This is a genomic window from Pseudomonas sp. PSE1(2024) (assembly GCF_050990555.1).
Classification (GTDB): domain Bacteria; phylum Pseudomonadota; class Gammaproteobacteria; order Pseudomonadales; family Pseudomonadaceae; genus Aquipseudomonas; species Aquipseudomonas aphyarum.
In genome coordinates, this window is record NZ_CP158967.1 from 190,080 (window position 1) to 203,653 (window position 13,574).

A 13,574-nucleotide genomic window follows, 5' to 3' on the forward strand; every position below is an offset into this window, starting at 1 on the left:
CAAAACACTACTAGTCGAAAGGGTATTGTTGGACTACGCTCGTGGGACAAAAGGACTTACAAATACGGTGAAGGGATTGCAGCAGTTCCACTTTATCTCCGGCTTGCCGCGCTCAGGTTCTACCCTCCTTTCTGCAATCCTCCTGCAGAACCCGCGTTTTCATGCCGGCATGACCAGTCCGGTCGGCGCGCTGTTCTCCGGGGTCCTTGAACAGTGCAGCGCCGGCAGCGAATTCGGCGCGGTGATCGACACCGACATGCGCCGCCGCCTGTTGCGCGGCCTGTTCGATTCCTACTACGCCGACAAGGCCGACAAACCGGTGGTGTTCGACACCAACCGCCAGTGGTCTGCGCGACTGCCGGCCATCAACGACCTGTTCCCTCAAGCCAAGGTCATCGCCTGTGTGCGCAATGTCGCCTGGGTGATGGACAGCCTTGAGCGGCTGTACCGCGCCAATCCTTTTGAAAACACCAAACTGTTCGGCGATGCGGTCGAGCGCAACACTGTCTACAGCCGCTGCGAGACTTTGGCCCAGCGCAATCGTCTGGTGGGTTTCGCCTGGGCGGCGCTCAAGGAAGCCTATTACGGCGAGCACGCCGATTCGCTGCTGATCGTCGATTACGACCTGCTGACCCAGGCCCCCGAGCGGGTGCTGCGGCTGGTCTACGACTTCATCGGCGAACCCTGGTTCGAGCACGATTTCGAGCACCTGGCCTATGACGCGCCGGAGTTCGACCAGGCCCTGGGCGTGGCCGGCCTGCACAAGGTCAAGCCCAAGGTCGCCCTTGAGTCGCGGCGCACGATCCTGCCGCCGGACCTGTTCAAGCAATACGCCGATCTGTCCTTCTGGCTCGATGGCTCAGCCAGCGCTGCCAATGTCATTCGTATGAAGTCCGACGCCGCGATCAGCTGATCGCGGCGTTTTTCATTGATGCGTCAACAACTGTGTTCGAGTCCGGGTGAGCAACATGTGGTGGAGCAAGCAGAAGTCGCGGGTTACCGAAGGCCAACGGACGCTGGCGGCGCCCATGATCATGTCGCTGGAACCGCGCATGCTGTTCGACGGCGCCGTCGCGGCCACCGTGGCCGACACCGCCGCCCAGGCTGACAGCCATGCCACCGCCGATGCCGCGAAAGCGCCGGCTGCCGACCACCCGAGCGCCAGCAAGGACACCCACGGCCAGGCCGACGCCACGCCCGCCGCCAGCCCGGTCGCGGTGCCGGGGCAGAGCGTGGTGTTCGTCGATTCCCGGGTCAAGGATGCCGACAGCCTGCTCAAGGGCGTGGCCCCCGGCACGCAAGTGGTCAAGCTCGATGCCGGCAAGGACGGTTTGCAGCAGATCGCCGATTACCTCGACCAGCATCAGGGCGTGAGCTCGGTGCAGATCATCGCTCACGGCAACGCCGGTGACCTGTGGCTCGGCAACAGTTACCTGTCGGCCGACAACGTCGCCCAGCGCAGCGCGATCCTGGCGGAAATCGGCAAGGACATGAACGTCGGCGGCGACATCCTGATCTACGGCTGCTACACCGCCGAAGGCGATCGTGGCCTGAGCTTCGTCGACTCGTTGGCGCAATTGACCGGCCGCGATGTGGCCGCCTCGAACAACCGCACCGGCGTGGGCGGCGACTGGGCTCTGGAGATCGCCACCGGCAACATCGAAAGCGCCAACGTGCTGTCGGCCCAGGCGATGAGCGAATACCAGTGGGGCCTGGCCACCTGGACCGCCACTAACAATGCCAACACCGGGGTCGGCTCGCTGCGCGCAGCGCTGGCGTCGGCGCAGAACGGCGACATCGTGACCTTCAGCAGCGGCATGACGGTGCAGCTCACCTCGGAATTGCTGATCAACAAGAACATCACGGTCGATGGTGACCTGAACAACGACGGTGTCGCCGACGTTACGCTCGATGGCCAATACCGGACCCGAGTGGTGGAAATCACCTCCGGCAGCACGGTGACCCTGGATGGTCTGGTCATCACCCGGGGCCTGGTCTCGGGCAACGGTGGCAATGGCGGTTACGGCGCAACCGGCGCCATGGGCGGCGGGATTTTCAACGCCGGCATCCTGACCCTGAACAACGTTTCGGTCACCGGCAACGCGGCGGCCGGCGGTGGTGGTGGCGGTGGTGTCACCGGTGCGTTTTACGGCGGTGGCGGCGGCGGTGGCGGTGGTCTTGGCGGTCAGAGCGGCGGTCATGGCGGCACAGCCGGGCCGGGCACCGGTACGCTGGGCGGCCAGGCCGGCAGCGGCGGTGTCGGCGGTTACGGCGGTGGCTACGACGCGACGCACATGGGCGGGCGCGGCGGCTCGACCACGGGCGGCGCGGGCGGTGTGGGCGTGTCCTATTACAGCAATGGCGGCAATGGCGGCACGGCCAGCAACGGCACGATTTCCATCGGTGGCGGCGGTGGCGGCGCTGGCTGGGACAAGGTTGGCGGTGTCGGCGGCAATGCGGCCGGCGGCATTTACAACGCTTCCACCGGCACGCTGAAAATCGTCGGCACCTCGGTCATCAGCAACAACATCGGCGCGGGCGGCGGTGGTGGTGGCGGCAGCGGCCAGGGCAGCAACAACCTGAACGGCGGCGACGGTGGACGGGGTGTCGGCGCGATCTGGAACCAGGGCGGCACGGTACTGATCACCGCTGCCAACTTCAGCGCCATCAGCGGCAACGCGGCCGGCAGCGGGTCTGGCGGCGCAGAACTGGGTGGTGGCGTGACGGGCTCTGTACCGTTGGCCTTCGCGGCAATCTATAACAACGGCGGTACGCTCAACACTGCTTATGTTGAGCCACCGACCGCGACCATCGTGATGGCCGACACGGCTCTGAAAATCGGCGAAACCTCGCTGGTGACCATCACCTTCAGCCGGGCAGTCACCGGCTTCACCAACGCCGACCTGACCATCGCCAACGGCACGCTGACATCGGTCAGCAGCAGCGACGGCGGCCTGACCTGGACCGCGACTTTCACGCCGACCAACAACATTACCGACAGCACCAACCTGATCACCCTCGACAACACCGGAGTGACCGCCATCAGCGACGGCGTGGCGGGCGTCGGCACGACCAGCTCGGTCAATTACGCGATCGATACCGCGCGGCCGACCGTGACCATCGTGATGTCCGATACGGCGTTGAAGATCGGCGATACGTCGCTGGTGACTTTCACCTTCAGTGAAGCGGTGACCGGTTTCACCAACGCCGATCTGTCTATCGCCAACGGCACGTTGAGCGCAGTGAGCAGCAGCGACGGCGGCATCACCTGGACCGGAACGTTCACCCCGACAGCCAGCATCACTGACACCACTAACCTGATCTCTCTGGACAAGTCCGGTATCGCTGACCTGGCGGGCAACGCCGGCAGCGGCACGACTGATTCGGCCAATTACGTGATCGATACCGTGCGGCCGACGGCAACCATTGTGGTGGCCGACACCAATCTGGCGGCCGGTGAAACCTCGCTGGTGACCATCACCTTCAGCGAAGCGGTCAGCGGCTTCACCACCGCCGACATGACAGTGGCCAACGGCACCCTGACCGGCCTGAGCAGCAGTGACGGCGGCATCACCTGGACCGCCACGCTGACGCCGACCACCAACATTACTGACACCACCAACCTGGTCACCCTGGATAACACCGGGGTCGTCGATCTGGCCGGCAACGCCGGCAGTGGCACCACCAATTCCAACAATTACGCGATCGACACCGCGCGTCCGACCGCGACCATCGTGGTGGCCGACAACGCCCTGAAAATTGGCGAAACCTCACTGGTGACCATCACCTTCAGCGAAGCGATCACCGGTTTCACCAACGCCGACCTGACCATTGCCAACGGCACGTTGACGGCGGTCAGCAGCAGCGACGGCGGTATCACCTGGACGGCGACGTTCACGCCGACCGCCAGCATCACCGACGCGACCAACCTGATCACGCTGAACAACACCGGCATCGCGGATCTGACCGGCAACGCCGGCAGCGGCACAACCGACTCCAACAATTACGCCATCGATACCGTGCGCCCGACCGCGACCATCGTGGTGGCCGACAACAACCTGCGGATCGGTGAAACCTCGCTGGTGACTATCACCTTCAGTGAGGCGATCAGCGGTTTCACCAACGCCGACCTGACGGTCGCCAACGGCACGTTGAGCGCGGTCAGCAGCAGCGACGGCGGCATCACCTGGACCGCGACGTTCACCCCGAGCGCCAGCATCACTGACACCACCAACCTGATCACCCTGGACAACACCGGCATCGTCGACCTGTCGGGCAACGCCGGAAGCGGTACTACCGATTCCAACAATTATGCGATCGATACGGTGCGGCCAACCGCGACCATCGTGGTCGCCGACAGCAACCTCACTGCCGGCGAAACCTCGCTGGTGACTATTACCTTCAGCGAAGCGGTCAGCGGCTTCACCAACGCCGACCTGATCATTGCCAACGGTACGCTGACCGCCGTGAGCAGCAGTGACGGCGGCATAACCTGGACGGCAACGTTCACGCCGAACCTGGGCGTCAACGACGCGACCAACCTGATCGTGCTGGCCAATACCGGCATCGCCGACCTTTCGGGCAACGCCGGCAGCGGCACGACCAACTCCAACAACTACACCATCGACACCGTGGTGCCGACCGCGACCATCATCATTGCCGACAACGCGCTGAAAATCGGCGAAACCTCGCTGGTGACCATCACCTTCAGCGAGGCGGTGACCGGTTTCACCAACGCCGACCTGACGATTGCCAACGGCACGCTCAGCGCGGTGAGCAGCAGTGATGGCGGCATTACCTGGACGGCCACGTTCACGCCGACCACCAACATCACCGACGCCACCAACCTGATCACGCTGGACAATACCGGCGTACAGAACCTGTCAGGTAATGCCGGCAGCGGCACCACCGATTCGAACAATTACGCCATCGATACGGTGCGTCCGACCGCCACCATCGTGGTCGCCGACACGGCGCTCGGCGTCGGCCAGACCAGCCTGGTGACCATTACCTTCAGCGAAGCGGTGACCGGTTTCACCAATGCCGACCTGATCATCGCCAACGGTACGCTGAGCGCGGTGAGCAGCAGCGACGGCGGCATCACCTGGACCGCGACGTTCACGCCGGCAGCGGGCATCACCGATACCACCAACCTGATTACGCTGGACAACACCGGCATCTCCGATCTGGCGGGCAACGCCGGCAGCGGCACCACCGATTCCAACAACTACGCGGTCGACAGTCAGCGTCCGACGGCGACCATCGTCATGACCGACAGCGACCTGCGGCCCGGCGAAACCGCGCTGGTGACCATCACCTTCAGCGAGGCGGTCACCGGTTTCGATAATTCCGACCTGAGCGTCGCCAACGGCACCCTGAGCAACGTTTCGTCGAGCGACGGCGGCATCACCTGGACGGCTACCTTCACGCCGAACATCGGCGTTACCGATCTGACCAACCTGATCGTCCTGAACAACACCGGCATCACCGACTTGGCCGGTAACACCGGCACTGGCACCACCAACTCGGCCAATTACCAAGTGCAGACCCAGGTGCCGACTGCCACCATCGTGGTTGCCGACACTTCGCTGAAGGCCGGGGAAACCTCGCTGGTGACCATCACCTTCAACGAAGCGGTCAGCGGTTTTGACAACAGCGACCTGACCATCGCCAACGGCACGTTGAGCAACGTCAGCAGCAGCGACGGCGGCATCACCTGGACCGCGACTTTCACGCCGACCAGCAACATCACCGATGCCACTAACCTGATCACCCTGAACAACGCCGGGGTGGCCAACCTGTCGGGCAACAGTGGCGTCGGCACCACCGATTCCAACAACTTCGCGATCGACACCGCGCTGCCGACCGCCACCATCGTGGTCGCCGACAATCGGCTGGGCATCGGTGAAACTACCACCGTAACCATCACCTTCAGCGAAGCAGTGAGCGGGTTCGATCTGTCGGACATCAGCGTCGCTAACGGTTCGCTGTCGAACCTGACCAGCAGCGACGGCGGCGTGACCTGGACCGCGACCTTCACCCCGACGGCCAACGTCAACGATCCGACCAACCTGATCCTGATCGACACCGCCGGTGTCCAGGATCTGGCCGGCAACCTCGGGGCGAGCATCGCCATCTCCAACAACTACATCCTCGATGCGACCCGGCCGACGGTAAACATCGTCGTCGCCAATCCGAATCTGGGCATCGGCCAGAGCACCACGGTGACCTTCACGTTCAGCGAGGCGGTGAGCAATTTCGACCTGTCCGACCTGAGCGTGACCAACGGCGACCTGAGCAACCTGACCAGCAGCGATGGCGGAAAGACCTGGACCGCGACCTTCACGCCGACCGCGAATGTCACCGACCCGAGCAACTTCATTGCGCTGGACACCAGCAACGTCACCGACCTTGCAGGCAACGCCGGCAGCACGGTGGCGGTGTCGAACAACTACGCCCTCGACAGCGAACGGCCGACCGCCACGGTGGTGATCGCCAATCCGAACCTGGGCGTCGGCCAGACTTCGCAGGTGACCATCACCTTCAATGAAGCGGTGAGCGGTTTCGACCTGTCGGACCTCAGCGTAGCCAACGGCACCTTGTCCAACCTGAGCAGCAGCGACGGTGGCAAGACCTGGACGGCGACCCTGACGCCGAATGCCAACGTCAACAGCGCCAGCAATGCGATCAGCATCAACACCGCCGGGGTCAGCGACCTGTCGGGCAACAGCGGCAGCGGCGTCAGCAGCTCCGGCAATTACGTGATCAACACGGTGCCGGTGGTGCCTGTGCCTCCTGTGATACCGACTTCTCCGCTGATCGTCGTGACGCCGGATCCGGAATTCCGCAGCAGCGATCCGGTCGCGCCGCCACCACCGCCGAACGTTCCGCTGCAACCGATCGTCTTCACGCCGCCCACCGGCGACCTCGGTTCGCCGCTGACTTTCGCGCCGTTGTTCGAGCAGCGGGTGATCGGCAACGGCATCCGTCCGCTGGGGGATATTTTCATCAATCGCGGTGCGCTGAGCCCGAGCTTCATTGCCCAGGTCTTCAGCAGCAGCGACAACCTGGGTGACGGTTCCGGTCATGGCTTCCTCGGATTCGGCGGCGGCGATGGCGGGGTGTTCGGCAGCAGCACGCTGTCGAGCCTGTTCAATCAGGACAGCAGCACCGAGCGCGATTCGCTGAATGCCTTCGGCAGCCAGTCGATCAAGGGCGGCGATATTTCCCAAGGCCTGCGCGGTGTGTTCGGCGCGCCGACCCTGGGCCAGCAACTGCAACAGATCAAGGACAGCGAGCAACACCGGGTCGACAACCTGGCGGCAGCACTGCAACAGGTCGGCATCAGCGAAATGCCGGCCTGACAACACACAACAACTCAATATGTGCGGGACCTAGGGGCGATCCAGGGATGAAGAAAAGTCAGAAGTTGTTCGGCGCCAGCCTGCTGGCGCTGGCGATCAGCGGATGTGCAGTGACCAGTGAACCGATCGAACGCAGTGTCAGTGAACAAAGGGCCCGGGCCGACCTGCAAAGCATGTACAAGGGCCAGGAACCGCTGAGCGGTCCGCTGACCCTGCACCAGGCCATGGCCCGCGCGGTGAAATACAACCTCGAAGGCCGCTTGAAAATCATGGAGGAAGCGCTGGCCAAGCGGCAGCTCGACCTCGCCAGTTTCGACATGCTGCCGCGCATGGCGCTGGACGCCGGCTACGTCGGGCGTAACAACGTCAGCGCCTCCAGCAGCCAGAGTGTGCGCACCGGCACCCAGTCCCTGGAACCGTCGACCTCTCAGGACCGCGACCGCGACGTCGCCGACCTGACCATGGTCTGGAACGTCCTCGATTTCGGCGTCAGCTACATCAGCGCCAAGCAGCAGGGCGACCAGCGCCTGATCGTTCAGGAACGCCGGCGCAAGGTGATCAACACCATCGTTCAGGACGTGCGCTCGGCCTATTGGCGGGCGATGGCCGCCGAACGCCTGCTCAAGCAGATCGACAGCCTGATGGCGCGGGTCGACACCGCCCGGCGCAATAGCGAAAGCATGAGCGAACAGCGCATCGGCGATCCGGTGCAGTCCCTCGGCTACCAGCGTTCGCTGATCGAAGCGACCCGGCAACTGGAAGAACAACGCCGCGCGCTGTCGCTGGCGAAAACCGAACTGGCGACCCTGATCAACCTGCCGCTGGGCACCAACCTGACGTTGGCCACCGATGACGGTTATCAGATCCCGGAACTCAAGGTCGATCTGAGCAAACTCGAACAGGAAGCCCTGACCAGCCGTCCGGAACTGCGCGAGCAGGATTACCAGACCCGGATCAGCGCCGCCGAAACCCGCAAGGCCATGCTGCGTCTGCTGCCGGGCCTGGAGTTCTCCGCCGGCGGACATTACGACAGCAACTCGTTTCTGGTCGAGCAGGGCTGGGCCGACTACGGCGTGAAGGTCACCTGGAACCTGTTCAACGTGATCTCTGCCCCGGCGGCCATCGACGTGGCCAAGGCCGGTGAAGAAGTCGCTGCTGCACGGCGCCAGGCGATGTCGATTGCAGTGCTGGCGCAGCTTTACGTGGCGAACGCCAACTATCAGGAGGCGCTGCGCCAGTTCAAGACCAACCAGCAACTGTCGGACATCGACGGGCAAATCGTCGGTCAGTTGCGTAACCGTCGTCAGGCCGACGGCATTGGTGAGCTGGACCTGATTCAGGGCGAGCTCAACACCTTGCAGGCCGATCTGCGGCGCGATCTGTCCTACGCCGATCTGCGCAATGCCTACGGCCAGATTTTCGCCAGCGCTGGTCTCGACCCGCTGCCGGATCAGGTGCAGTCGACCGAAGTCCAGTCGATTGCCACCGCCCTGGCCAACCGCGAAGCGGCGTGGGCCTCGGGGAATATTTCGGTGCCGGTGGCCCATGCCTCCGCGCAGTGACGTATTGGCGCCGACCGCCAGTATCAGCCGTGCCCAACGCGAGGCCCGCAACGGCCATCGCGGCACGGCGATGCTGCTGACCGGTCTGCCGGCGGCGGGCAAGTCGACCCTTGCCCAGGCGTTGCATGCCGAGTTGTTCAGTCGCGGTCTGCAAAGCGTGGTGCTTGATGGCGATGGGTTGCGGGTCGGGCTCAACCGCGACCTGGGTTTTACCGATGCCGACCGCCTGGAAAACATCCGCCGCGCCAGTGAGCTGGCAGCGTTGCTGGTGGAGAACGGGCAGATCGTGATTCTGGCGATGATCGCGCCGCTGGCGGAACTGCGTGAGGTGTTTGCCCGCCGGTTGGGCGAGGACTATCGCGAGGTCTGGTGCAGCGCCGCGCTGGCGGTGTGCGAGCAGCGCGATCCGAAAGGGCATTACGCCCGGGCCCGACGCGGCGAGTTGGCCGGGTTCACCGGCGTATCGGCACCTTACGAGGCGCCGGCCCAGGCTTCGCTGGTGCTCGACACCGGCACGCTGACGGTCGAAGCCTGTCTGGACCGCTTGCTGACCTGGCTCGGCGAAACTGCGGTGTTGCCCAAGGCATGAGCCGGCTGGCGTTCTCACGGTTGCCGGTGACGGTGGACCTGCCGTTGCTGTTGCAGGCGCTGGCGGCGATTGACGACGCTGCCTGGCGCGGTCATTTCAACACCGCTTATTTCGCCGGCGACTGGAGCGGCGTGGCGCTGATCTCCGCCGCCGACGCGCTGACCGAACTGTCCCCCGGCAGTGCCGAACCCGTGCAACGCACCCCTTGGCTGAATGATCGTCGCTGGCAGCAGGCGCTGCGGGATCTGCCGCTGGAAATCGTCAGTGCGCGGCTGCTGCGACTAGGGCCGGGCGGGCAGATTCATGAGCATCGCGACTACGATCTTGAGGGTGCGGACGCCGATTTGCGCCTGCATATTCCACTGCTCAGTCCGCCCGCCGTGGACTTCTGGCTCGACGGCCAGCGGATGCCGATGACGGCGGGAGAATGCTGGTTTCTCGATCTCGCCCGGCCGCATCGGGTCGACAATCGCGACAGCACGGCTCGGGTTCATCTGGTGCTCGATTGCCGCCCCGCGTCCTGGCTGGAGCAGATGATTGTTGACGGTTTGCCGAGCACTCCGCTGCCCGATGGCGCGGAGACGGCGCTGCAGCGATTTCAACGGTTGCTGGTCTCGGATCCGTTGCTGTCCGCAACGTTGCAGGCATTGCACGACCCCGAAACCTTCATCGACCAGACGCTGGCGTTGGCCACTGAGCGCGGTCTGCATTTTTCCCGTGAAGAACTGCTGGCGGCGATGCGTAACGGCCGTCGCTCATGGAACGAACAATGGCGTCTGTGAATTTCGACGGCTGGTTGCCGATCCGCATCTGGAAAACTGCCGGGCAATGGCAGGTCGACTGGTGCTGGTTTGGCGACACGCCGCTGTATCAGCCGTTCTTTCGTGAGGCCGTCGAAGACGCGTTGCGTCTGCCGTTCAATCAGGCGTTCCGACGGCAAACACCCTTGTCGACGCTCATGGATTGGCAAGCGCTCAGTCCGGGGCTGCCGCCGAGCGCCTTCATCCTGCACGCCTCGCGTTGCGGTTCGACGCTGATCAGCCAGATGCTTGCCCGGCTCGACGATCACATCGTGGTCTCGGAGCCGCCGCCCCTTGATGCCTTGCTGCGTAGCGATCTGCCGGACGAAGAACGCCGCGCGGCCATCGCCGGATTGCTTTCGGCGTACGGTCAGCGGCGGTGCGGTACGGAGCAGCGACTGGTGATCAAACTCGACGCCTGGAACATCGGCGAATGGCCGTTGCTGCACGAGTGTTTTCCCGATACGCCGTGGCTGTTTGTGTATCGCGATCCGCTGGAAATCGCCGTCTCGCATTTGCGTCGCCCTGGCCTGCACATGGTGCCGGATGCGCTCGGCGATTGTGTGCTGGACGATGATTTGCCGTTCGAGGGCCGCGAGGATTTCATCGCCCGGCGGCTGGGGCGCCTGCTGGAGGCGGGGTGGGTGCATTGCCGTGATTCTGCCGGGCTGGCGCTCAATTACAGCGAATTGCCCGACGCGATGAGCGGGCGGCTGGCGCGGTTTTTCAAGCTGAGTGCGGCGCAGTGCGAACAGGCGCTGACGGCAACGGCGCAGCACGCGAAGCAGCCGTCACAACCCTTTGTCGTCGATGGCGAACACAAGCGCCGCGAGGCATCGGCGCTGTTGCAGGCACGGGTCGAACATTGCGCTCGTGCGCCCTATGCCGCGCTGGAACGCTTGCGCGCGCTCACGATTTCGCCGACAGATCCGCCATCCCCTTGAGCAGTTCGATCGGCAATGGAAAGACGATGGTCGAGCTCTTGTCGCCGGCAATCGAACTCAAGGTCTGCATGTAGCGCAACTGCATGGCGCCGGGCTGGCGGCCGAGCATTTCGGCGGCCTGCATGAGTTTTTCCGAGGCCTGCAATTCGCCTTCGGCGTGGATCACCTTGGCGCGCCGCTCCCGCTCGGCTTCGGCCTGCTTGGCGATGGCGCGCACCATCGACTCGTTGAGGTCGACGTGCTTGATTTCGACATTGGCGACCTTGATTCCCCAAGCGTCGGTCTGGGCGTCGAGCACTTGCTGGATGTCGATGTTCAGGCGTTCGCGCTCGGCCAGCAGTTCGTCCAGCTCATGTTTGCCGAGTACCGCGCGCAGGGTGGTCTGGGCCAGTTGGCTGGTGGCCATGAGGAAATCTTCGACCTGGATGATCGCTTTCTGTGGGTCGAGCACGCGGAAATACAGCACCGCGTTGACCTTCACCGACACGTTGTCGCGGGTGATCACGTCCTGTGGCGGCACGTCGAGGACGATGGTGCGCAGATCGACCCGGACCATTTGCTGCACCACCGGAATCAGCAGGATCAGCCCCGGCCCCTTGACCTGCCAGAAGCGTCCGAGCTGGAACACCACGCCGCGTTCGTATTCGCGCAGGATGCGGAACGTCGAGCCGGCCAGGGCGATCAGCAACAGCAGCAGCGCGACAAAACCGATTTGCAGACCCATGATCACTCTCCGAGCGGTGCCGCGTCAGTCGCGGACACTTGCAGCAACAGGCCCTTGCGCCCGACCACCCGCACCGGTTGCCCGGTGTGCAGCGGCGTGGCGCTCAGCACCTGCCAGCGTTCTCCTTGTAATTGCACCCAGCCGTTGCGGCTGTCTTCCGGTTGCACCACCGTCACCGCCGTGACACTGCCGAGCAGGCCGGCATCGCCGCTGACCGGTTGGCGCGGTCGGGTTTTCAGGGCACGGATCAGCAATGCGATCAGCAACAGGGCGCTGACCAGCCCGAGGCCGATCATCATCGGCACCGGCAGTTCGGCGTTGCTCAGGATCAGCGCGCCGATCACGAACATGACGATACCGCCGAGGCCGATCACCCCGTAGTTGGGCAGTGCGGCTTCGGCGATCAGAAACGTGATGCCCAGGGTGATCAGCCACAGGCCGACCGGGCTGACGGCGGCAAACGGACTGTCTGCCGCAACCACCGATCCACTCAGCAGCAACAGGGCAAGCGCACAGCAACGGATGTTCACGTGACCCTCCGCGAGAGTCAGGGCTTGTTCTTACAGTCTAGTTGAGGCTGCGGCTGGATGATTTTTGATCAATTCGCCTGTCTCGCCAGTGGGCGGATTTCCCGGTGTTTGCAACTCGCCGGACTAGACTTTCAAGGACAGCCACAGCGTTTCATTACCGTCCGCCGCGCAGCGTCGGCGGGCACCGAGGTGCATCATGCGTATGGCCAAGAAAGTGCAGAGCAGCCTCAACCGGGCGCAATGCGAATATGACATCGTCACCCACCCGCACTCGTCCAGCAGCCTGGAAACGGCGCGGGTCTCCGGGATTGCCGCAGAACGGGTGGCCAAATCGGTGATCCTGGACGACCGTCACGGGCACTACCTGATGGCGGTGCTGCCCGCCAGCCGCCACCTGGACTTGAGCAAGGTGCGCAGCAGCGGCGAATGGCAAATCACCCGCGAAAGCAATCTGGCGCACATCTTCGACGACTGTGAGCGCGGTGCCGTACCGCCGCTGGGCGATTCCTACGGCCTGGACATGGTCATCGACCCGCTGTTGACCCGGCAGAAAGACATCTACCTGGAAGCCGGCAACCACAACAACCTGCTGCACATGAGCATGCCCGAATTCCTGAAAATGGTGCCGCATGCGCAGGTGCGGGAGTTGAGTCAGTAGATTTGTGGCGTTTTTGACGACGCCAATCGCGAGCCTGCTCGCGAATCTCTTACATCCACCGAGTCTTAGAAGGAGCAGAACAATGGAAAACCCGACGCACAGCCTCCCATCCCTGTTCAAGCAACTCGGCCTGGACAACGACCCGGTCAGCATCGACCAGTTCATCGCCACCCATTCCCCGCTCAAACCCGAACTGCATCTGTGCGACGCGTTCTTCTGGACCAAGAGCCAGGCGGATTTCCTGCGGGACGAGATTCTCGATGATGCGGATTGGGCGGAGGTGGTGGATCAGTTGGATGTGATGTTGAGGAAGGGGCGGGGGTAATTATCAGCTTGCCGTTCGTAAGCTGAATCAACTCATCCGGTTGCCAGTAATGCTTCCTTAGACCAGAATTACGACCTC

Annotated in this window: 10 protein-coding genes; 8 read left to right on the forward strand and 2 right to left on the reverse strand. The window is 63.6% G+C overall.

Annotated features, from left to right (window positions below):
- Nucleotides 1-67: 67 nt before the first annotated feature.
- Genes ABTV87_RS00805 through ABTV87_RS00830 form a run of 6 tightly spaced genes read left to right on the forward strand, consistent with a single transcriptional unit; the run spans nucleotide 68 to nucleotide 11,259 of the window.
- Nucleotides 68-913: a sulfotransferase family protein gene (locus tag ABTV87_RS00805; protein ID WP_085608546.1), complete on the forward strand. Its 846-nt coding sequence runs from the start codon at nucleotides 68-70 to the stop codon at nucleotides 911-913.
- Nucleotides 914-968: 55 nt separating this feature from the next.
- Nucleotides 969-7,364, forward strand: a complete 6,396-nt coding sequence (locus ABTV87_RS00810; RefSeq protein WP_433898841.1) for an Ig-like domain-containing protein — start codon at nucleotides 969-971, stop codon at nucleotides 7,362-7,364.
- A gap of 47 nt (nucleotides 7,365-7,411) precedes the next feature.
- Nucleotides 7,412-8,926, forward strand: coding sequence for a TolC family protein (locus ABTV87_RS00815; RefSeq protein WP_007957681.1), 1,515 nt, complete (start codon nucleotides 7,412-7,414; stop codon nucleotides 8,924-8,926).
- Entirely contained in the window at nucleotides 8,910-9,515 is a 606-nt protein-coding gene (cysC, locus tag ABTV87_RS00820) for an adenylyl-sulfate kinase (protein WP_433898842.1), read from the forward strand. Before ABTV87_RS00815 ends, cysC begins: the two co-directional genes overlap by 17 nt.
- Entirely contained in the window at nucleotides 9,512-10,297 is a 786-nt protein-coding gene (locus ABTV87_RS00825; protein ID WP_433898843.1) for an aspartyl/asparaginyl beta-hydroxylase domain-containing protein, read from the forward strand. Before cysC ends, ABTV87_RS00825 begins: the two co-directional genes overlap by 4 nt.
- Nucleotides 10,285-11,259: a sulfotransferase family protein gene (locus ABTV87_RS00830; RefSeq protein ID WP_433898844.1), complete on the forward strand. Its 975-nt coding sequence runs from the start codon at nucleotides 10,285-10,287 to the stop codon at nucleotides 11,257-11,259. Before ABTV87_RS00825 ends, ABTV87_RS00830 begins: the two co-directional genes overlap by 13 nt.
- On the opposite strand, the gene ABTV87_RS00835 is transcribed toward ABTV87_RS00830, so the two are convergent.
- Nucleotides 11,225-11,983 carry a slipin family protein gene (locus ABTV87_RS00835; protein WP_007957673.1) on the reverse strand — a complete coding sequence of 253 codons (759 nt, stop codon included), beginning with the start codon at nucleotides 11,981-11,983 and terminating at the stop codon, nucleotides 11,225-11,227. The genes ABTV87_RS00830 and ABTV87_RS00835 overlap by 35 nt on opposite strands.
- Before the next feature lie 2 nt (nucleotides 11,984-11,985).
- On the reverse strand, nucleotides 11,986-12,513 hold the full coding sequence (locus tag ABTV87_RS00840) for an NfeD family protein (protein WP_433898845.1): 528 nt from the start codon (nucleotides 12,511-12,513) through the stop codon (nucleotides 11,986-11,988).
- A gap of 196 nt (nucleotides 12,514-12,709) precedes the next feature.
- Between ABTV87_RS00840 and ABTV87_RS00845 the strand changes: the two genes are divergently transcribed.
- Together ABTV87_RS00845 and ABTV87_RS00850 are read left to right on the forward strand one after the other, a co-directional pair.
- Nucleotides 12,710-13,171 (forward strand): aminoacyl-tRNA deacylase, encoded by a 462-nt coding sequence (locus ABTV87_RS00845; RefSeq protein ID WP_007957669.1) that lies wholly within the window; start codon nucleotides 12,710-12,712, stop codon nucleotides 13,169-13,171.
- Between the two features lie 82 nt (nucleotides 13,172-13,253).
- Nucleotides 13,254-13,496, forward strand: a complete 243-nt coding sequence (locus ABTV87_RS00850; RefSeq protein ID WP_085608554.1) for a DUF2789 domain-containing protein — start codon at nucleotides 13,254-13,256, stop codon at nucleotides 13,494-13,496.
- Nucleotides 13,497-13,574: the final 78 nt, after the last annotated feature.

Coding starts and splice junctions, on each gene's coding strand:
- ABTV87_RS00810 (WP_433898841.1), top strand. CDS start 969: ATGTGGTGGAGCAAGCAGAAGTCGCGGGTTACCGAAGGCCAACGGACG.
- ABTV87_RS00815 (WP_007957681.1), top strand. CDS start 7,412: ATGAAGAAAAGTCAGAAGTTGTTCGGCGCCAGCCTGCTGGCGCTGGCG.
- cysC (WP_433898842.1), top strand. CDS start 8,910: ATGCCTCCGCGCAGTGACGTATTGGCGCCGACCGCCAGTATCAGCCGT.
- ABTV87_RS00825 (WP_433898843.1), top strand. CDS start 9,512: ATGAGCCGGCTGGCGTTCTCACGGTTGCCGGTGACGGTGGACCTGCCG.
- ABTV87_RS00830 (WP_433898844.1), top strand. CDS start 10,285: ATGGCGTCTGTGAATTTCGACGGCTGGTTGCCGATCCGCATCTGGAAA.
- ABTV87_RS00835 (WP_007957673.1), bottom strand. CDS start 11,983: ATGGGTCTGCAAATCGGTTTTGTCGCGCTGCTGCTGTTGCTGATCGCC.
- ABTV87_RS00845 (WP_007957669.1), top strand. CDS start 12,710: ATGCGTATGGCCAAGAAAGTGCAGAGCAGCCTCAACCGGGCGCAATGC.
- ABTV87_RS00850 (WP_085608554.1), top strand. CDS start 13,254: ATGGAAAACCCGACGCACAGCCTCCCATCCCTGTTCAAGCAACTCGGC.